General features: G+C 70.2%; 1 protein-coding gene (running past one end of the window). It reads right to left on the bottom strand.

What is annotated here, in order from left to right; genetic code table 11:
• Positions 1 to 22,257, bottom strand: the 5' portion of a protein-coding gene (locus K3M35_RS18255; protein WP_220666844.1) for a non-ribosomal peptide synthase/polyketide synthase. 8,304 nt of this gene lie to the left of the window's left edge; 22,257 of the gene's 30,561 nt are visible here — the first part of the coding sequence; the start codon lies at positions 22,255 to 22,257; the stop codon falls past the left edge of the window.

Raw genomic sequence — 22,257 nt, 5'->3', positions numbered from 1 at the left:
ATCGGTGCCCAGGCCGTAGGCATTCTGTCGCCACGACAATGAAGCAACGACCGCACTGTGGGGAACTGCAACACCCTTCGGCCGCCCGGTCGAACCGGACGTGAAAATCACGTAGGCGATGTTCTCGACATGCAGAGGCGCGTTCCTGTCGGCGTCCGAAACGGTCCGTTCGGAGTAGTTTCCGAGCTCGAGGGTGTCGATCTGAACGATCTCGAGATCATGGTCCGTGGCGAAATCGTCGCCGGACGTCGAGAGGACCAGGAGTGGGTCGGCGGTCCCGAGGACGTAGTCGTTGCGGTCCTGCGGCAAATCGGGATCAACAGGAACGTATGCGCCGCCCGCCTTGGCCACTGCGTACATACCGATCAACAGGTTCGCCGATCGACGCAGCGCCAGGGCGACCAAGGTGTCGGGACCGACCCCGCGGGACACGAGGTACCGGGCCATCGCATTGACCTGCGCATCGAACTGCGCGTACGACAGGGTCACGCCGTCGGCCGACAGTGCCGGCGCATCGGGGGTCCGCGTCACCTGACGGTCGAACAGATCGACGAGAGTCTCGCTGTGCAGGGGTATGACGCCACGGTCCCACTGGACGAGTGCCCGTTCGGCGGGTTCCAAGATGTCGATGTCACCGACCGCTACCTCGGGCTCGGCAGTGACGGCACCGAGTATCCGACGGAACCGATCTCCGAATGCATCGATCGTGGAACCGTCGAACAGGTCGGTAGCGTAGATGAATTCAGCTGTCCACCCCGAAGGATCTCCTGCTGCGTTGTGCGAATCGGTCAGCGTCAACTGCAGGTCGAACCGAGCTTCGGCGAAGTCCGTGTCGAGCGCGGAGATGGTCAGCTCGTCGAGTTCGAACACCGACTGCTGCATGTTCTGGAAGACGAGCATGACCTGGAACAACGGTGTTCGCGACTGCGAGCGGGGCGGATCGAGCACCTCGACGAGCCGCTCGAACGGCACGTCCGCGTTGCCGAAGGCACCCAGGTCGGTGTCGCGCACCTGCGCGAGCAGCTCGGTGAACGGCAGGGCCGGGTCGATGTCGTTGCGCAGCACGAGGGTGTTGACGAACATGCCGATCAGGTCGTCGAGTTCGGCCTCCCCGCGACCCGCGACGGGCGTGCCGATGGTGACGTCGCGGGTGCCGGCGAGTTTCGCGAGCAGGACGGCGAGTGCGGCGTGCACGACCATGAAGGTGGTCGCGTTGTGTTCGCGTGCGAGGCGTTGCAGCGCACCGACGGTGGTGGCGTCGATCTGGAAGGTGTGCCGTGCACCGCGGTTGGTGGCGACCGGCGGACGCGGGTGGTCGAGCGGCAGTTCGAGCGGCTCGGGCAGGTCACCGAGTCGTTCGGTCCAGTAGGCCAGTTCACGTGCGACGAGACTGTCCGGATCGTCCTCGGATCCGAGCAGTTCGCGTTGCCACAGAGCGTAATCCGCGTACTGGACGGCGAGCGGCGACCACGACGGTGCCTCCCCGCGGCGACGCGCGTCGTAGGCGACCATGACGTCGCGGGTCAGCGGTCCCATCGAGAAGCCGTCCGCGGCTACGTGGTGCACGACGAAGACGAGCACGTACTCGTCGTCGCCGACCTGATAGAGGCGGGTGCGGACCGGTACCTCGGACGTGACGTCGAATCCGGCGTTCACGAATTCGACGACGGTGGGCAGGATGTCGGCCTCGTCGATCGGCACGGGCGTGACATCCGGGCGCACTTGGGAGACGGGCAGCACGACCTGATGGCCGACACCATCGGCTTCCGGGTAGACGGTGCGCAGGATCTCGTGGCGCGCGAACAGATCCGCGACGGCGTCTTCCAGGGCCGTGAGGTGCAGAGAACCGGTGAGGCGGATGGCGACCGGGATGTTGTACGCGGCGGAGTCGGGGTCGAGGCGGTTGAGGAACCACATCCGCTGCTGCGCGAGCGAGAGCGGCACCGAGTCGGGTCGCGGTTGCGTCTGCAGTGCCGGGCGGCCACCGGATCCGGCGTGTTCCTCGGCCCGCACGGCCAGTGCTGCCACGGTGGGTGCCTCGAACAGCACGCGCAGCGGGACGCGCGCGTCGAGTGCGGTGGCGAGTCGCGCGATGACCTGGGTGGCGATCAGTGAGTTGCCGCCGAGTTCGAAGAAGTCGTCGTCCGCGCCGACGCGGTCGACGCCGAGCAGGTCGCGGTAGATGCCGGCGACAATCTCTTCGATCGGGGTGGACGGCGCACGGTACGCGCGGGTCGCGACCTCCGGTGCGGGCAGCGCCTTGCGGTTGATCTTGCCGTTCGCGTTGAGCGGCAGCGCGTCGAGGATCATGACGACCGACGGCACCATGTAGCTCGGAAGACTCTGTGCGAGTGCGTCCTTCACGGTGTTCGCGTGCAGGGTCTCGTCGCCGGTGAGGTAGGCGACGATCCGGTCGCCGGTGTGCGGGTCGCTGTGCACGACCGTCACGGCCTGCGCCACACCCGGCTGTGCCCGCAGTGCGGTGTCGATCTCGCCGAGTTCGATGCGGAAGCCGCGGAGTTTGACCTGGAAGTCGGCGCGGCCGCGGTAGTCGAGGGTGCCGTCCTCGTTCCAGGCGACGATGTCACCGGTGCGGTAGAGGCGCGCGCCGGATCCGAGCGGGTCGGCGACGAACCGGTCGGCGGTGAGGTCGGGGCGTCCGGTGTAGCCACGTGCGAGCTGGGCGCCCGCGAGATACAGCTCGCCCGTCACACCCACCGGCACGGGGCGGAGGCGACCGTCGAGGACGTGGACGCGCGTGTTCCACTCCGGGCGGCCGATCGGCACCGAGTCGGTGTCGTCGCCGGTCACCGCGTGCGCGGTCACGGAGACGGCGGCCTCTGTCGGCCCGTACAGGTTGACCAGGTCGACGTCGGGGTGGACCGAGCGGAACCGCTGGGCTAGCGCGGAGGGCAGCGCCTCACCGATCGCGAGGATGCGCCGCAGCGACGGGCTCAGCGCATCGCCGGCCGTGTCGAGCAGCGCCTCGAGCATCGACGGCACGACGTGCAGAGTGGTCACGGACTTCTGCCGTATGACCGCGTCGAGGTAGGCCGGGTCGCGATGACCGTCGGGTGCGGCGACGACGAGTCGACCGCCGGAGACGAGTGCCGACCAGAACTCCCACACCGACAGGTCGAACGTCGCGGCCGTCTTCAGCAGCGCGGCGTCGTCGGGGAACAGGCCGAAATGCCCTGTCTTCCAGAGCAACTGGTTGGCGATCGCCGCATGCGGAACTGCGACACCCTTGGGTCGTCCAGTGGAACCCGACGTGAAGATGACGTAGGCGAGGTGCTGCGGGTCGAGCGGAACACGACGTTCGGTGTCACGCACCGGGCTGTCGTCGAGCGCGTCGAGTTCGGGTGCGTCGACGTGCACCACGGCGCGACCGCCGGCATCGAAGTCGTCGTCGCGACCGGTCAGCACGCAGACGGGGTCGGCGACCGACAGGATGTAGTCGATTCGCTCGCGGGGGTGATCGGGGTCGAGGGGGACGTACGCGCCGCCGGCCTTCGCGACGGCGTACATGCCCACGAGCAACTCGACGGAGCGACGCATCCCCAGCGCAACCGCCGTCTCGGGCCCCACGCCGAGGTCGATCAGGTGACGGGCGAGACGGTTGACCCGTCCGTCGAACTCGTGGTAAGTGAGGGAGCCGCCCTCGTGGTCGAGCGCGACGGCGTCCGGCCGGGCCGCGACCTGCGCGTCGAACAGCGACACCAGCGTTCGGACGGGAACGTCGTGCCGAGTGTTGTTCCACTCGTGCAGGATTCGCGTTCGCTCGACGGTGTCGAGGATGTCGAGATCACCGACGGGACGGTCGGGTTCGGCGACGATGCTGTCCAGCAACCGGACGAACCGATCGACGAACCTGCGGGCCGTCGACTCGTCGAACAGGGCCGACGCATAGGTCAGGTAGCCGACGATGCCGGTGGGTGTACCCGACTCGTCGTAGCGGTCCTGGACGATCCAGTGCAGGTCGAACTGCGAGGTGTCGTGTTCGAGGTCGACGAGGGCGACGTCGAGTCCGGGCAGCGCGAGGGTGCCCTGTTCGAAGTTCTGGAACGAGAAGCCGACCTGGAACAGCGGGTGCCGCGCGGTGGAGCGCTGCGGGTTGAGCACCTCGACGAGCCGCTCGAACGGCACATCGGCGTGCGCGAAGGCCCGCAGGTCGGATTCGCGGACGGCGGCGAGCAGGTCGTCGAAGGTGACGGCGCCGGATACCCGGGTGCGCAGCACGAGGGTGTTGACGAACATGCCGATCAGGTCGTCGAGTTCACGTTCGCCGCGACCCGCGATGGGTGTGCCGACGGCGATGTCGTCGCTGTCGGACAGTCGCGCGAGCAGCACCGACAGGGCGGCGTGCACGGCCATGAACAGCGTGGCGTGACGGCTCTGGGCGAGGTCGACGAGCCGGGCGTGGAGGTCGGCGTCGATGCGGATCTCGACGCGTCCGCCCTCGTAGGACTGCACGGCGGGCCGCCGGCGGTCGGTCGGCAGCGACAGTTGGTCGGGCAGTCCGGCGAGGGCACCGCGCCAGTAGTGGAGTTGCTGCGACACCAGCGAGTCGGGATCGTCCTCGGACCCGAGCACACGACGCTGCCACAGCGCGTAGTCGGCGTACTGCACCGGCAGGGGCGCCCACTCGGGCTCGGAGCCGGTGAGGGCCGAGGTGTAGGCGACGAGCAGGTCGCGCACCATCGGGGCGATCGAGAAGCCGTCGCCGGAGATGTGGTGGACGACCATCGCGAGGACGTAGTCGTCGGCGCCGAGTTCGAAGAGCCCGATCCGCAGCGGCACCTCGGTGGTGACGTCGAAACGGCCGGTCGCGAACGGCGCGACCGCCGCGAGCAGGGCGTCGTCCCCACCGGCGACGGTGTGGACCTCGATGTCCGGAGCGGTGTCGGCGGCCGGCAGCACGACCTGCACCGGCCCGTCCGGGGTGTCGGGGTAGACGGTGCGCAGCGACTCGTGTCGCTCGACGACGTGGGCGACCGCGATGCGCAGCAGGTCGCCGTCGACCGAGCCCGACAGGCGGATCGCCATCGGCAGGTTGTAGGCCGCCGAGTCCGGATCGAAGCGGTTGAGGAACCACATCCGCTGCTGGGCGAGCGACAGCGGCACCTGTTCGGGCCGCTCCCCCGCGGCGAGCGCGGGTCGCGCGGCCTGCTCACCGTGCTCGGCCACCGCGGCGGCGAGCGCTTCGACGGTGGGATGTTCGAAGAGCGTGCGCAGCGGGATGTCCGCGCCGAGCGCGGCACCGATGCGGGCGATCACGCGGGTCGCGATGAGTGAGTTGCCGCCGAGCGCGAAGAAGTCGTCGTCGAGACCGACCCGCTCCACCTCGAGCACCTCGGCGATCGCGGCCGCGACCGCCTGTTCCGTAGGGGTGACGGGAGGGCGGAACTCCCGGATCGCGGCGAGGGGCGCGGGCAGAGCGCGACGGTCGAGCTTGCCGGATGCGTTGAGCGGAAACGCGTCGAGCACCATGAGCACGTCGGGCACCATGTAGCGCGGCAGCGACCTGCCGACCGCGGCACGCGCCGCCTCGATGTCGACACTCGCGCCTGAGGACGGGACGACGTAGCCGACGAGTTGCTGGCCGTGGTCGCCGTCGTGCACGACCATCACGGCTTGCGCGATCTCCGGCAGCGCAGTCAGGGCGCTCTCGATCTCGCCGAGTTCGATGCGCAGACCGCGCACCTTGACCTGGAAGTCGGTGCGGCCCAGGAAGTCCACCTCACCACTGGGCAGGATACGGACGAGATCGCCGGTGCGGTAGATGCGTTCGCCGTCAGGTGCGGCGACGAACCGTTCGGCGGTGAGGTCGGGACGGGCGTGGTAGCCGCGTGCGACCTGCACTCCCCCGAGGTAGAGCTCACCGGGCACCCCGATCGGCACCGGGCGGAGTCGCGCGTCGAGCACCTGCACGGTGGTGTTGCGGATCGGACGGCCGATCGGGACGCTGCCCGCGTGCTCGCCTTCGACGCGCAGGACCGTTGCGGTCACGGTGGTTTCGGTGGGTCCGTAGGTGTTGTCGAGCGCCGCCGTCGATCGTGCGGCGAAGTCGGCGGCGAGATCGGCCGGCAGGGCTTCGCCGCCGACGGACAGGTAGCGCAGCGACTCGGGAAGCTGCAGCGCCGGGTCGGCGAGGAACACCGCGAGCATCGACGGGACGAATTCGAGGATGCTCACGCGCTCCTCACGCGACACTCGTGCCAGATAGGCGGGGTCGCGGTGCCCACCCGGAACGGCGACGACGAGGCGTGCCCCGACCTGCAAGGGGTAGAACAGCTCCCACACCGACGCGTCGAACGTGATCGGTGTCTTGTGGAGCGCAGCGTCGGCGGCGCCGAGGTCGTACCGTTCGCGCATCCACGCGATCTGGTTCGCGGCCGAACGATGGCTCACCGCAACACCCTTCGGGCGACCGGTGGAGCCAGAGGTGAAGATGACGTAGGCGGTGTTGTCCGGTCGCAGCGGCGCGACGCGGTCGGCGTCGGTGAGCGGCGCGTCGGAGACCGTCGACGGCGCATCGATCTCGAGCACCGGTGCCGCGGCGGGCAACGAACCCCGATCGGCTGCGGTGGTGAGCACGACGACGGGCCGAGCGAGGTCGAGCACGTACTCGGTGCGGTCGGCGGGATGTTCGGGGTCGAGCGGAACGTACGCTCCCCCGGCCTGCAGGATCGCGTAGATCGCGACCATCATCTCGATGGACCGGCCGGTGTACACGCCGACGAGGCTCTCCGGACCCACACCGAGTCCGACGAGGTGCCGCGCGAGACGGTCGACCCGCGACGCGAACTGCGCGTACGTCAGGGTCATGTCCTCGAAGATCAGCGCCGGCGCGTCCGGGGTGCGGGCGGCCTGCTGGTCGAAGCGGGCGAGCAGGGTCTCGTCGACGGACCCCGCGTCGGCCGCATTGATTTCGTCCAGCAGGCGGATCTCGTCATCGTCGCGCAGGTCGATGTCGCCGACCGCGATCTCCGGCGCACTCACCGCGGCATCGACGAGTGCCATGAGGCGCTGCGCGGCCTGCGTGATGGTGTCTTCGGTGAACAGGTCGGTGGCGTAGGTGATCGAGCAGTCGATGCCGAGGCGTCGGCCGTCGGCGTCGAAGGTCTCCCCGAGGTGGATTTCGAGGTCGAGCTTGGCGCCGGTCGCGCCGGGTTCGACGGTGCTCAGCCGCAGCCCGGGCAGGTCGATCTCCGAGCGCGTGAAGTTGTGCACCACGAGCAGGGTCTGGAACAGCGCCGAATAGGCCGTGGAGCGGACGGGATCGAGCAGTTCGACGAGTCGCTCGACCGGCACGTCCGGATGCGAGAAGGCCGCGAGGTCGACGTCGCGCACCTGGTCGAGGATCTCGTCGAAGGTGGCGCCGGCGTCGATGCGGGTGCGCAGGACGAGGGTGTTGCCGAACATGCCGACGAGGTCGTCGAGGGCTTCCTCGCCGCGACCGGCGATCTGGGTGCCGATCGGGATGTCGCTGCTCCCCGACCAGCGTGCCAGCAGCACCGCGACGGCCGCGTGGGCGAGCATGAACAGCGTGATGCCGCGTTCGCGGGTGAACTGTGCGACGCGGTCGGCGAGCTCGGCGTCGAGGGCGATCGGGACGGTCGCGCCCCGCGACGACTGCACGGGCGGACGCGGCCGGTCGGTGGGCAGTTCCACCAGGTCGGGCAGGTCGGCGAGGGTGTCGGTCCAGTACGCGAGCTGACGGGCGAGCAGCGACTGCGGGTCGTACTCGCTGCCGAGGAGCTTCTGCTGCCAGAGCGCGTAGTCGGCATACTGGACGCTCAGCGGCGACCAGCCGGGCTCGGCACCTTCGCGACGCGCGAGGTAGGCGGTGACGACGTCGCGCGACAGCGGTGCCTGCGACCCGCCGTCGCTCGCGATGTGGTGGGCGACGACGGCGAGGACGTGCTCGTCGTCGGCGATGCGGAACAGCCGGGCGCGCACCGGCATGTCGACGGTGAGATCGAAACCGCGCGTGACGAAGTCGGTGAGGACGCCGGTGATGTCGTCGGCCGCGACGTCCTGCGGTCCGAGATCGGACGCGGCCTCGCCGACGGGCACGATCACCTGGGCGGGCCCGGCGTCGCTGTCGGGGAAGACGGTGCGCAGCGCTTCGTGCCGGTCGAGGACGTCGAGCAGCGCGGCCTGCAACGCAGGCACGTCGAGCTCGCCGCTCAGGCGCAGCACCATCGGGATGTTGAAGGCGGCCGAGCCGGGATCGAAGCGGTTGAAGAACCACATGCGCTGCTGCTGGAGCGACAGCGGGATGCGGTCGGGGCGTTCGACGGCCACGAGCTCGGGACGACCGCCGGAACCGGCGGTGCGCGCCACGGCGGCGGTCAGCGCGGCAACCGTCGGAGCGTCGAACACCGTGCGCACGGGCACGGTGGTGTGCAGGGCGGCACCGAGCCGCGCGACGAGTTGGGTCGCGTTGAGCGAGTTGCCGCCGAGCGCGAAGAAGTCGTCGTCGAGGCCCACACGGTCGACACCGAGCAGGTCGGCGTAGACGGACGCGACCGTCTGTTCCACGGGTGTCTCGGGTGCGCGGAAGGCGCGTGCCTCGAAACCAGGGACGGGCAGTGCCTTCCGGTCGAGCTTGCCGTTGGCGGTGATGGGCAGCGCGTCGAGGACGAGGATCTGCGCGGGCACCATGTACGACGGCAGTTCGTCGGCGAGGCGGTCGCGCAGCACCTGCGGGTCGGCTGCGGTGCCGGTCGCCGGGACGACGTAGCCGATGAGGCGTTCGCCGGTGCGCGCGTCGGTGTGCAGGACGACGACGGCCTGGGCCACCTCGTCGGCGCGGCTCAGCGCCGCTTCGATCTCGCCGAGTTCGATGCGCAGGCCGCGGACCTGCACCTGCGCGTCGCTGCGGCCGACGAAGTCGAGTTCGCCGGTCGCGGTGCGGCGCACGAGATCACCCGTGCGGTACATGAGCCCACCGGTGAACGGGTTCGCGACGAACCGCGCTGCCGTGAGTCCCGGCTGCGCGTTGTAGCCGCGCGCGAGACCGGCACCCGCCAGGTACAGCTCTCCGATGACGCCGTCGGGTACGGGATGCAGACGCGTGTCGAGGACGACGGCACCGGCACCTTCGATGGGCGCGCCGATGGTGATGCGATCGCCCGGAGTGAGCGGCGCGGTCTCGGTGATGATGATGGTGGTCTCGGTGGGACCGTAGCTGTTGACGAAACTGCAGACCGGCCCGAACTTCTCGACGAGTTCCGGCGGGCACACGTCGCCGCCGATCACCACGGATTCGAGGTCGGGCAGGTCGTCGGGGGTGACGGTGCCGAGCGCGGCGGGCGCGGTGATGATGTGCGTGATGCGTTCGCGGCGCAGCAGGTCGGCCAGTTCGGCACCGGCGACGATGTGCGGCGGCACGACCACCACGGTGGCACCGGCGGAGAACGCCGAGATCTGCTCGAAGACCGACGCGTCGAAGCTCGACGACGAGAACCGCAGCATCCGCGAGCCGGTGCTCAATCCGAGTTCGGGGCGGTGGTCGGCAGTGAAGGCGTTGAGGCCGCGGTGGGTGACGACGACGCCCTTCGGCGTGCCGGTGGAACCGGACGTGTAGATCATGTACGCCGCCGACTCCGCATTCACCGCGGACGTCACCGGTGCAGAAGAGTAGTCGTCGGCGTCGACGCTCAGCCACGGAACGTGCGACGGTCCGTCGCCGAGCCCGAGGATGGCCCGGGAGTCGGTGAGCAGGTACGCGATACGCGCTGCAGGCAGTGCCGGATCGACGGGCACGAACGCCGCGCCGGTCTTGACCACGGCCCATAGGGCGACGACGGCGTCGAGACTGCGCGGGAACGACAGCGCCACCACGGTTTCCGGTCCGGCACCGTGGTCGATCAGCTTGTGCGCGAGCCGGTTGGACGCGAGGTCGAGTCCGGTGTAGGTGAGCTGCCGTTCGCCGTCCACCACCGCGACACCGTCCGGGTGCGCGGCGACACCGGCCGCGAGGATTTGCGGGAACGTCCTCTGCGGCAACGGCGCCGGCACCGAGTACGACAGTGCCCGACCGGTCTCGGCGTCCGACAGGAGGGCGATGTCACCCACGGCAGCCGTCGGGTCGGCCGTGCTCGCGTCGAGCAGCTGCACCCACCGCGCGGCGAGATCGACGGCGGTCACTTCGTCGAACAGGTCGGTCGCGTAGGTGAGTTCGGCGGCCAGTCCGCCACTCTCGTCCTCACGCAGCGCGATGTCGATGTCGAACTTGGCGATGGCGAGATCCGCTGTGAGCGGTTCGACCCGCAGCCCGGGCAGTTCGAGCTCGCCGATGCCCTGGTTCTGCAGCGACAACACGACCTGGAACAGCGGCGAGTGACTCTGCGAACGCACCGGATCGACGGCCTCGACCACCTGGTCGAACGGCACGTCGGCATGCGAGAACGCCGCGAGGTCGGTGGTGCGGACCTGCTCGAGGAACTCCGCGAACGACGCCGCGGGATCGATACGGGTGCGCAGCACGAGGGTGTTGACGAACATGCCGACGAGGTCGTCGAGGGCACGATCACCGCGACCGGCGACCGGCGTGCCCACCGACACGTCCTCGGTGCTGCCGAGACGCGCGAGCAGCACGGCGAGCGCGGCGTGCAGGACCATGAAGCGGGTCGCGCCGTGGGCGTGCGCGAGACGGTCGACGCGGGCGAGGACCTCGGGGGCGATCCGGAAACCGGTGTTGGCACCCCGGTATGACGCCGCCGCGGGTCGCGGCCGGTCGGCGGGCAGTTCGAGCACGGCCGGGGTGTCGGCGAGGACCGAGGTCCAGTAGTCGAGTTGCTGCGCGATCGGGGCCCGCGGATCCTGCGGGTCGCCGAGCACTGTGCGCTGCCACAGCGCGAAGTCGGCGTACTGCACCGGCAACGGCTCCCAAGACGGCTGTGCGTCGTCGAGGCGCGCGGAGTAGGCGACGAGGACGTCGCGGGCCAGGGGCACGGTCGACGCGCCGTCGGCGCTGATGTGGTGCACGACCACCACGAGCACGTGGGTACGGTCGCTCTCGCGGAACAGCGCGCCGCGGATGGGGACCTCCCGCGTGACGTCGAAGCCGCGTCCCACCACTCGGGCGATCGCGGTGTGCAGTGCGCCGGTGTCGGGGGTGTCGATCGGGGTGAGGTCGAGCGGCACGTCGCCGGTGGCGAGTACGTGCTGCGACGGCCCGTCTTCGTGTTCCGGGAACACCGTGCGCAGTGCTTCGTGCCGGTCGAGCACGTCGCGGACGGCGGCGGTGAGGGCGTCGACGTCGAGGTCGCCGTGCAGGCGCACTGCAAGCGGGATGTTGTAGAGCGGCGACGTCGGGTCGAAGCAGTTGAGGAACCACATGCGTTGCTGCGCGTACGACAGCGGCACCCGCGCGGGACGCTCCTGCGGCACGAGCGGCAGCCGCTCCCCCGTACCGATGTGCGAGCCGGCGGTCTCGGCGAGCGCCTGCACGGTCGATCCCTCGAACACCACGCGCACCGGCACCGTGGTGCCGAGCGCTTCCCCGATGCGGGCCACCAGGCGCGTTGCGATGAGCGAGTTGCCGCCGAGCGCGAAGAAGTCGTCGTCGAGGCCCACGCGTTCGACGCCGAGCAGTTCGGCGACGATCTCGGCCACCGTCTCCTCGACGGGGTTGGTGGGGGCACGGAACTCGCGGGTCACCGGATCGGGAGCGGGCAGCGCCTTACGATCGAGCTTGCCGTTGACCGTGACGGGCACCGTCTCGATCGGCACGATCTGCGAGGGCACCATGTACGACGGCAGGACGTCGGCGACGGCGCTGCGCAGCGCATCGGCATCGACCTCGGCGCCGTTGCAGGGCACGACGTAGCCGACGAGCCGTTCGCCGGTGTGGGCGTCGCGGTAGACGTCCACGACGGCGTGCACGACGCTGTCCTGACGGCTCAGCACCGCCTCGATCTCGCCGAGTTCGATGCGCAGACCACGCAGCTTGACCTGTGCGTCGCTGCGGCCGACGAACTCGAGCTCGCCCGACGCGCGTCGGCGCACGAGGTCGCCCGTGCGGTACATGAGCCCACCGGTGAACGGGTTCGCGACGAACCGCGAGGCCGTCATCCCAGGTCGGTCGTGGTAGCCGCGGGCGAGCGCCTGGCCCGCCAGATACAGCTCGCCCAGCACTCCGTCGGGCACCGGCTGCAGGCGTGCGTCGAGCACGACGGCACCGGCGCTCCGGATGGGCCGGCCGATGGTGATGGCTCCGCCCGCGACCAGCGGGTCGGTCATCGTGATGACGATCGTGGTCTCGGTGGGGCCGTAACTGTTGACGAACCGGCAACGCGGCGCGAACCGCTCGACCAGCTCGGGCGGGCACACGTCGCCACCGACCACGACGGCCTCGAGATCCGGCAGCCTCGCCGGGTCGACGCCACCGAGCGCGGCCGGTGCGGTGAGCACGTGGGTGACGCTGTGGCGCAGCAGGAATGTTTCGAGGTCGGCACCGGCGACGATCTCGGGCGGCGCGACCACCATGGTGGCTCCGGCACCGAAGGCGGCGAGGATCTCGAACACCGACGCGTCGAAGCTCGCCGAGGAGAATCGCAGCACCCGCGCCTGCGCGGTGAGCCCGAGTTCGGTGCGGCATTCGGCGGTGAAGGCGTTGAGGCCCCGGTGCGTGACGACGACGCCCTTCGGGGTGCCGGTCGAGCCGGACGTGTAGATCATGTACGCCGCGGCGTCGGGTGCGACGCCGACGTCGAGCGCGGCGGTCGACACCTCGGCGCACCGGTCGACGATGCCGTCGGAATCCAGCGCGAGCCAACGGAAGTCGACGGCCGGAGCGATCCCGCTCATGGTCAGGCCGAAGGCGGCACCCGAGTCCGAGAGCATGAACGCGATGCGGTCGACGGGCAGCTTCACGTCGATCGGCACGAACGCCGCGCCGGTCTTCGCGACCGCCCACACCGCGACCAGCGACTCGATGGTCCGCTCGAAGGCCAGGGCCACCACGGTTTCCGGTCCGGCACCCTCGGTGACGAGGACACGGGCCAGAGCGTTGGAACGCTCGTCGAGGTCGCGGTAGGTGAGCTGTCGTGTCTTGTCCACGGCGGCAACACCGTTCGGCGACGCGGCGACACCGGCCGCGAGGATCTCCGGCAGCGTCCGGATCCGGATCGGTTCCGGTCGGGCCGCGTCGAGTGCCCGGGCGGTTTCGTCGGCGTCGAGATACGGCAGGTCGCCGACGGGGCTGCGCGGGTCGTCGAGCAGCTGCGCCAATATGCGGTTCCAGCGCTCGGTGGTGCGGGCGGCGGTGGACGCGTCGAACAGGTCGGTGGCGTAGGTGAGGGTGCCGGCCAGGGCACCGTTGTCGTCGCGGAGCGTGAACTCCAGGTCGAACTTGGCGATGCCGAAGTCGGGCACGATCGGTTCGACCCGCAACCCGGGCAGTTGGGGGTCGCTGGGGTGCGCTTCCTCGACCGACAGCGCGACCTGGAACAGCGGTGCGCTGTTCTGCGACCGCACGGGGTCGACGGCCTCGACGACCTGCTCGAACGGCACCTGGATGTGGGCGAAGGCGTCGAGGTCGACGTCGCGGACGGTGGCGACGATGTCGTCGAAGCCCGCAGCCGGATCGACAGGGGTCCGCAACACCACTGTGTTGACGAACATACCGATGAGGTTGTCGAGGCGGCGGTCGCCGCGACCGGCGACCGGCGTGCCCACGGACACGTCGTCGGTCGCTCCGAGCCGGGCGAGCAACACGGCGAGCGCGGCGTGCAGCACCATGAACCGGCTCACGCCGTGGGCCTGCGCGTAGGCGTCGAGGCGGCGGACGGTCTCGGGATCGACGGTGAACGGCACCGCGGCGCCCCGGAACGACGAGCTCGCGGGTCGCGGCCGATCGGTGGGCAGTTCGAGCAGCGCCGGTGCGCCGGCGAGTTTCGCGGTCCAGTGGTCGAGTTCGCGCGCGGCGATCTCGGTGGGTTCGCCCGGTGCGCCGAGCAGCTCGCGCATCCACAGTGCGTAGTCGGCGTACTGCAGCGGCAGCGGCTCCCAGAGCGGTGCCCCACCTGTGGCGCGCGCAGAGTAGGCGAGCACGAGATCGGTGGCGAGGACCTGGGTGGACCAGCCGTCGATGGCGATGTGGTGCACGACCATCACGACGACGTGGCTGCCGTCGGCACACTCGAGCAATGTCAGCTCGAGGGACGGTTCGACGGTGATATCGAATCCGCGTGCGGTCAGCGTCCGGATACGTTCGGAAAGGTCGTCTTCCGCGACCGTCTCCGTGCCGGCGACGAGCAGGGGACGATCCCGCAGCGCGTCGTCGACGGAGAGGATGTTCTGGTACGGACCGGCATCGGAGTCCGGGTATGTCGTCCGAAGTGTTTCGTGCCGTTCGAGGATGTCGACGACCGCCGCGCGCAGGGCGTCGAGGTCGAGGTCGCCGCGCAGCCGTAGAGCCGCGCCGACGTTGTAGGCGCCGGAGCCGGGGTCGAACCGGTTGACGAACCACATGCGGGTCTGCGCCGGCGACAACGGAATCCGGTCGGGGCGCGGCCCGGCCGTGGGAACGGTCGCCGCGGCACCGGTGCCGCGGGCACGGTCGACGGCGGCGGCGAGGCCTTCGACGGTGGGCTCGTCGAACAGCGCGCGGATGCCGATGGTGGCGTCGAACGTCTCGTTGACGCGGGCGATCAATCGGGTTGCGCCGAGCGAGTTCCCGCCGAGCTGGAAGAAGTTCGACGACGCACCGACCTGCTCGACCTCGAGCAGCTCGCCCATGATGCGGGCGACGGCGGCCTCGGTATCGGTGCGCGGCGCGACGTAGGCGGCGGAGGCGTCGAAGTCCGGTTCCGGCAGGGCCGCCCGGTCGACCTTGCCGTGCGCGGTGACGGGCAGGTCGTCGAGCAGCACGAGCACCGACGGCACCATGTGCCGGGGCACGCGGTCGGCGACGGACGCGAGGACCGCGTTCTCGTCCGGCCGCTCACCGGTGGCGACGGCGTAGGCGGCGAGATAGTCGCCGTGCCGGCCGGTGCGCAGCGTGACGACGGCCTGCGTGATGCCGGGATGCGTGAGCAGGGCGCTCTCGATCTCGCCGAGTTCGACGCGCTGACCGTTGAGCTTGACCTGGAAGTCGGTACGGCCGAGGTATTCGAGTTCGCCGTCGCGGTTCCACCGGACGCGGTCGCCGGTGCGGTACATCCGATCGCCCGAGTTCCCGAAGGCGTTCGCGACGAAGCGGTCGGCGGTGACGGCGGGACCGGCCTGGTAGCCCCGCGCGACCTGCGAGCCCACCACGTACAGCTCACCCGGCACCCCGACGGGCACCGGACGCAGCACCGCGTCGAGGACGAGGAAACGGGTGTTCCACACGGGTCGGCCGAGCGGCACCTGCTCGGCATCGTCGCGGCGCGCGGTGCGGTGCGCGACCTGCACCATCGCGGTGCGGTGCGCGACCTGCACCGTCGTCTCCGTCGGGCCGTAGAGGTTGTGGACCTCGGCGCCGAGGACTTCGCGGACGCGGGCGGCGGTGGACGCCCGGAGTGCTTCACCGCCGGAGAACACCGCGCGCAGCGACGAGGCGTCGATGCCCGCGTGCTGTACCTCGGCGACGAACAGGTCGAGCACCGACGGCACGAACTGCGCGACGGTGACGCGTTCGCGGTGGACGACCGACGCGAGGTAGGCGGGGTCGGCGTGCCCGTCGCGGTCGGCGACCACCAGCCGCGCCCCGCTCTGCAGCGGAAGGAACAACTCCCACACCGACGCGTCGAAGGTGAAGGGTGTCTTGTAGAGCACCGTGTCGGCGGCGTCCGGCGCGAAGGCCGCGCGCATCCACGCGAGCTGGTTGTGCAGGGCGCCGTGCGTCACCGCGACACCCTTGGGCCGGCCCGTCGAGCCGGACGTGAACAGCACGTAGGCGAGGTTGCCGGGGCGGAGTGCGGGTCGTTCGTCGTCGGTCAGCGGGTCGCCGGCGTACCCGTCGACGTCGGACACATCGAGCACGCGCAGGCCGGCGGGCAGGCTGTCGCGGGTCTCGTCGGTCGCGAGCACGAGCTGCGGCGAGGCGGTGGTGAGAACGTGGGCGGTGCGCTGGGCCGGCTGGTCGGGATCGACCGGCACGTACGCTCCACCGGCGGCGAGCACGGCGTAGATCGCGACCAGCTGGTCGTAGGAGCGCGGAACCGCCACGGCGACGCGCGTTTCCGCAGCGACACCCTCGGCCAGGAGCCGACGGGCGAGACGGCGCACGTCGGACGCGAACTCGGCGTAGGTCGACGCCGATCCGTCGACGACGACGGCCGGCGCATCGGGTGTCCGCGCGACCTGCTGCTCGAACAACGCGACGACATCTCCGGCGGGCACGGGGTGCGCGGTGTGGTTCCAGGACTCGAGGACCCGTTCGCGTTCGCCGGGCAGGAACACGTCGACGGCGCCGACGGCATCGTCGGGGCGCTCGGCGACGAACTTCAGGATCTGTGTGAAGCGGCGGGCGAGGTCGTCGACGGTCGCGGCGTCGAAGACGTCGGTGCGGTAGCGCAGGCTCAACCGCAGGTGGGGTTCGAGCAACGCCATGAGCGAGAGCGGGTAATGCGTGGCGTCGCGGGCGTCGACGTCGGTGACGCGCATGCCGGCGATGTCGGTGTTCTCGTCGAATCCGGCGCGGTCGACGGGATACGACTCGAAGACGGTGAGCGTGTCGAAGAGGGTGCCGGTGCCGATGCGGTCCTGGATGGCGCCGAGGCCGACGAACTGCTGGTCGAGCAGGGCGGTCTGTTCACCCTGCAGGCGCAGCACGAGGTCGGCGACCGACTCGGTCTCGTCGATCCGCACCCGCACGGGCAGGGTGTTGATGAACAGGCCGAGCATGTTCTCGACGTCGGGCAGGTCGGCGGGCCGCCCGGAGACGGTTGCGCCGAACACCGCGTCGCGGGTACCCCAGTGCCGGGCGAGCAGCAGGCCCCAGGCGGTCCGGACGATGGTGTTGAGTGTCGCGCCGGTGCGTCGCGAGAGCCGTGCGAGGGCGTCGATGTCGTCGGCGTCGAGGTCGATGTCGATCTGGGCGGGTGCGTCGTCGACGGCGTCGGTGGCTCCGGGTGCGACCAGCGTGGGTTCGTCGAGGTCGGCGAACGCCTCGGCCCACGCGTCGAGTGCGCGGTCGGTGTCCTGCCGGTCGAGCCAGGTCAGGTAGTCGCGGTAGGACGCGGGGGTGGGCAGCGCCGCCTGACCGCCGGCGGCGTAGCCGACGAGGAGTTCGCGCACGAGCAGCGGCATCGACCAGCCGTCGAGCACGATGTGGTGGTTGGTGAGGGCGAGGACGGCGCGCTGCTCGGGGAGCCGGACGAGTACGGCGCGCAACAGCGGTGGGTGCGCGAGGTCGAAGCGGGCGAAGCGTTCGCTGTCGAGGAGCGTCTGCAGGTCGTGCTGCGGGTCGGACGATCCGGTGAGATCGGCGTGGCGCCACGGCATCTCGACGTGATCCAGGACGAGCTGGACCGGGCTGCCGGAACCGTCGTGCACGAAGGCCGTGCGCAGGGCGGCGTGTCGTGCGAGCAACGATGCGAACGCTGCCTGCCAGCGACCGGCATCGACTTCCCCTGCGAGGTCGAGACGCAGCTGTGCCGTGTAGACGTCGACCGCGTCGACGGACAGCGCGGCGTGGAAGGCCAGACCGGTCTGCAGCGGCGAGAGCGGCCAGATGTCGACGAGGCGACCGAAGCGGTTCTCCCACTGCTCGATCTGCTGCTGGCGGGTGTGCACGAGCGGCACGTCGGACGGGGTGAGACCACCGGCGTCGGGTCGCTGCGTGTGGGCGGCCAGGCCGACGAGTGCGTCCTTCCACCGTTCGGCGAGCGCGCCGACCGTCTCGGCGGAGATCACCCGCGGCACATAGGTGAACGACGCGGTGAGGTGCGCACCGTCGGGGCCGTCGACGACCATCGCGTTGATGTCGACGGCGACCGATGCGGCCATCCGTGAGGCGCGGTTGGGGTCGAGGGCGAGATCGAGCGGCACCCAGCCGATCTCACGGATCTCGTCGGCGATGTGACCGGAGGTGAGACGGCCGAGATAGTTGAACGACACCTGCGCGGTGGGCAGGGCGGCGAGGACCGGCGATGCCTCCGGATCGAGGTGGCGCAGGATGCCGTATCCCACGCCGTTGTTCGGGACGGCGGCGAGACGTTCCTTGACGGCCTTGATCGCGGTGGCGCTCGCGCGTCCTCCGGCGGCGGCGTCGGCGGGGTCGAGGTCGTCGGCGAGGTCGAGGCGCACGGGATACGCGCTGGTGAACCAGCCGACGGTGCGGGCGAGGTCGACGGTGCCGGTGCCGTCGAGGTCGCGGCCGTGCCCTTCGAGGGTGAGCAGCAACGAACGCTGCCCGTCCTGGGCGGCGGCGAGCGCGAGGGCGGTGAGCAGACCGTCGGCGGTGCCGCTGCCGTACAGCTCGGGCAGTCGGGTGAGCACCGCGTCGGTCACAATCGGGTCGAGATCGACCCGGACGGTCGCGGTGGTCGCCAGGATGTCGATCTCCGGGTCGAGCGACGCGACTGCGGTGAGCGGTGCTGCACCACCGAGGGTTTCGGTCCAGTGGTCGAGTTCACCGACGTGGTCGCGGGCGGTGTCGTGCAGGGCGTGCGCCCAGCGGCGGTAGGAGGTACCCACCTCGGGCAGCGACGGTGTCTGTCCTGCCGCGACCTGCATCCAGGCCTGGCCGAGGTCGGGCAGCAGTACCCGCCACGACACGCCGTCGACCACCAGGTGGTGTGCGACGAGCAGCAGGCGACCCTGCCCGACCGGCTCGACGACGTCGAACCACACGGCACGCAGCACGAGACCGGATTCCGGATCGAGATCCTGTGCGGCAGCGTCGCATTCACGGTCGACGAGAGAATCGGATTCGGTAGCGTCGGCGACCGGGACGCGGGTGATCCACGCATCGAGGTCCGGCAGTTCGGCGTGCGTCCGCCACTGCCCGTCGCGCAGCGTGGACCGCAGGATGTCGTGCCGGGCGACGACGGCAGCGAGCGCGGCCCGCAGATCGTCGTAGGTCAGATCCGCGGGGGTGGAGACGAGGACGGCCTGCGCGAAGGTGGAATAGTCACCACGCCCGAGCATCTCGTGCACGATCGGCGTGATCGGGATGTCGCCCACTCCCCCGCCGGGCAGTTCGTCGAGGACGAGGGCGGTGGGCACGGCGGTGGCGACCCGCGCGAGCGCCGCGATCGTCTTGTGTTCGAAGATCTGCCGGGCGGTGATGTGCAGTCCGGCGGCCTTGGCGCGGGCGGCGAACTGCATCGCGACGATGCTGTCGGCGCCGAGGGCGAACAGCGAGTCGTCGACACCGATGCGTTCGACGTCGACCAGTCCGGCGGCGACCTCGACGAGGAGGCGTTCGGAGTCGGTTTCGGGGGCGCGGAATTCTGCGGTGGCGAACTGCGGTGCGGGGAGCGCAGCGCGGTCGAGTTTGCCGGCGGGAGTCACCGGGATCTCGGTGAGTTCGACGACGGCCGCGGGCACCATGTGCGCCGGGAGAACGCGGGCGACACCGTCGAGCAGTCCCTGCATGTCGAAGGTCGCGCCGGATTCCATACGTACGTACGACACGGGGACGACGGAACTGCCGCTGTCGTGCACGACGGTCGTCGCGAAGTCGACGCCGTCCTGGTCGAGCAGGGCGGTGTCGATCTCGCCCAGTTCGATGCGGAATCCGCGGATCTTCACCTGGAAGTCGGAGCGGCCCACGAAGTCGAGTTGGTGATCGGGCGTCCACCGCACCTCGTCGCCGGTGCGGTACAGGCGCGTGCCGGGTTCGAAGGGGTTGGCCACGAATCGATCCGCGGTCTGCCCGGGACGGCTGTGGTAGCCGCGCGCCAAAGCCGGTCCGCCGAGATACAACTCGCCGACGAATCCGACGGGCACCGGTCGCAGGCGACGGTCGAGCACCACGGCGACGACACCGTCGAGGGGACGGCCGATGGTGATCGGGTCGCCGGGTGCCAGGGGGTCTCCGGCGGTGACGACGATGGTGGTCTCGGTGGGGCCGTAGCTGTTGGTGAACCGGCAGGTGGGAGCGAAGCGTTCGACGAGGTCGGCGGTGCACACGTCGCCGCCGACGACGACGGCCTCGAGATCGGGCAGGCCCGCGGGGTCGACGGTGTTGAGGACGGTGGGCGCCGAGACGATGTGCGTGACCCGGTGGGCGCGCAGGACGTCGACGAGTTCGTTGCCGCCGAGAACGTGCGGCGGCGCCACGACCATGGCCGCTCCGGCGCTGAAGGCCTGCAGCATCTCGAAGATCGACGCGTCGAAGCTCGCCGAGGAGAACCGCAGCATCCGCGAGTCGGTGCCGAGGGCGAGTTCGGGGCGGGTGTCGGCGGCGAAGGTCGCGAGCCCGCGATGGGTGACGACCACGCCCTTCGGGGTTCCGGTGGAGCCCGAGGTGTAGATCATGTACGCCGGGTTCTCCGGCACGGCCGGCGAGCGCACGACCTCGACGTCGATATCCGAGGGGAGCGGGTCGTCCACGGCGATCCAGCGGGGCCCGGACGGCAGGTCTGTGATCCGGCTCTGCACGGTGAGTCCGAGCTGTGCACCGGCATCATCGACCATGTAGGCGATCCGGTCGGCCGGGAGCGCCGGATCGATCGGGACGAAGGCCGCGCCGGTCTTCGCCACCGCCCACACCGCGATCAGCGCATCGGCGCCGCGGTCCATGCTCAGTGCCACGAAGGTCTCGGGGGCGGCCCCGGCGTCGACGAGCTGTGCGGCGAGACGTGTAGAAAGATCGTCGAGTTCGCGGTAGGTGACCTGCCGGTCGCCGTCGACGATCGCGACGCCGTCGGGATTGCGGCGCACACCGTCGGCGAGGAAGTCGGCGAACAGCCGCACGGGCTGGGCGGGCAGTCCTCGATACGGGACGAGGCTCTCGTATTCGTCGTCGTGCAGGACCGTCAGTGTGCCGATGGTGCGGTCGGAGTCGGCGAGTTCGCCGAGATACTCGACAAATCGTGTGTGGTGCGAGCGCAGTTCGTCGACCGTGTACAGGTGGGGGTTGGCCTCGAGGTCGATGTGGGCGGGCTGCCCCGGCGCGCTCGGGTAGATGTTGAGCGAGAGGTCGTCGACCGGGCCGGTGCTCAGCACGTGCCGGCGGCCGACCGAATCGCCGTAGCGGATCTCGTGGTCGAACATCATGACGTTGACCGCGGGCCCGAAGAATCCGCGGTCGGCGCTGCCGTAGCCGGTGTCGCGGCGCATGTCCTCGTGCCGGTACCGCTGGTGACGCAGTGCCCCGGTGAATTCGAGCTGCATCCGGTCGATCAGATCGTCGCGGCTACCGTCCGGTTCGATACCGACGCGGATCGGGACGACGTTGGAGACCATGCCGCCGGAGCGACGCAGGCGGACGGTGGTGCGCGCCGAGACCGGGAGGCTGAGGACCACGTCGGTCTCACCGGTGACGCGGGCGAGGAAGGCCGCGAAGGCCGCTGCGACCACGGTCGCGAAGGTCGTGGTCTTCTCGCGCTCGGCGATCATCCGGTCGATCGCGGCCTCGACACGTTCGGGCAGGGGCGCACTGAACCGGACCGGGTGCGGGCCGACGGGCGCGGCGCGACCGGCGAGGCTGATGGGGTGCGGCAGGTCGCGGATGCGGTCGGCCCAGTAGGCGCGGTCGCTCTCGAACCGGGCCGAGACGCGGTAGCTCTGTTCGTCCTCGACGATCTCCGGCAGCGGACTGACGTCGAAGCGGGCGGGTTCGCGCTGCTGTACCGCGGCGCTGTAACGCTCGGCGGTGCGGGTGTCGAAGGTGGTCGCCCCGTAGCCGTCGAGGGCGATGTGGTGGATCCGGGTGTAGACGAAATGGCGGTCGTCGGCGATTCGCAGGACCGCGCAGACGATCAGCCGGTCCTCGAGCATGTCGAGGGGCGTGCGGTACTCGGCGCGCATCCAGGCGATGGCCGCTGCTTCGGGATCGTCCTCGTCGCGCAGGTCGAGAATCGTGGCGCGGTCCTCGAGGTCGTGGTCGATGACCTGACGGGGGTGGCCGTCGACCTCGAAGATGCGGAGCATGCCGGTGCCCAGTTCGCGGGCGGTGGCGGCGCCGGCGTCCGCGAAGATCTCGGGATCGAATTCGCCTCGGACGTCGACGTACTGGGCGATGGTCAGTGGAATGTCGCCGAGCAGATGCTGGGCGAACCAGATCCCGCGTTGGGCCGACGAGAGCGGGAAACCGTCGCCGGCCTCCCCGAACTGCGACGATGCAGGCACATACTGCTGTTCCAC

It is taken from the genome of Rhodococcus sp. DMU2021 (assembly GCF_019641445.1).
GTDB classification, from domain to species: domain Bacteria; phylum Actinomycetota; class Actinomycetes; order Mycobacteriales; family Mycobacteriaceae; genus Rhodococcus; species Rhodococcus pyridinivorans.
The sequence above is the reverse complement of the archived record's forward strand: the minus strand, read 5'-3'. Positions and strand labels throughout refer to the sequence as shown.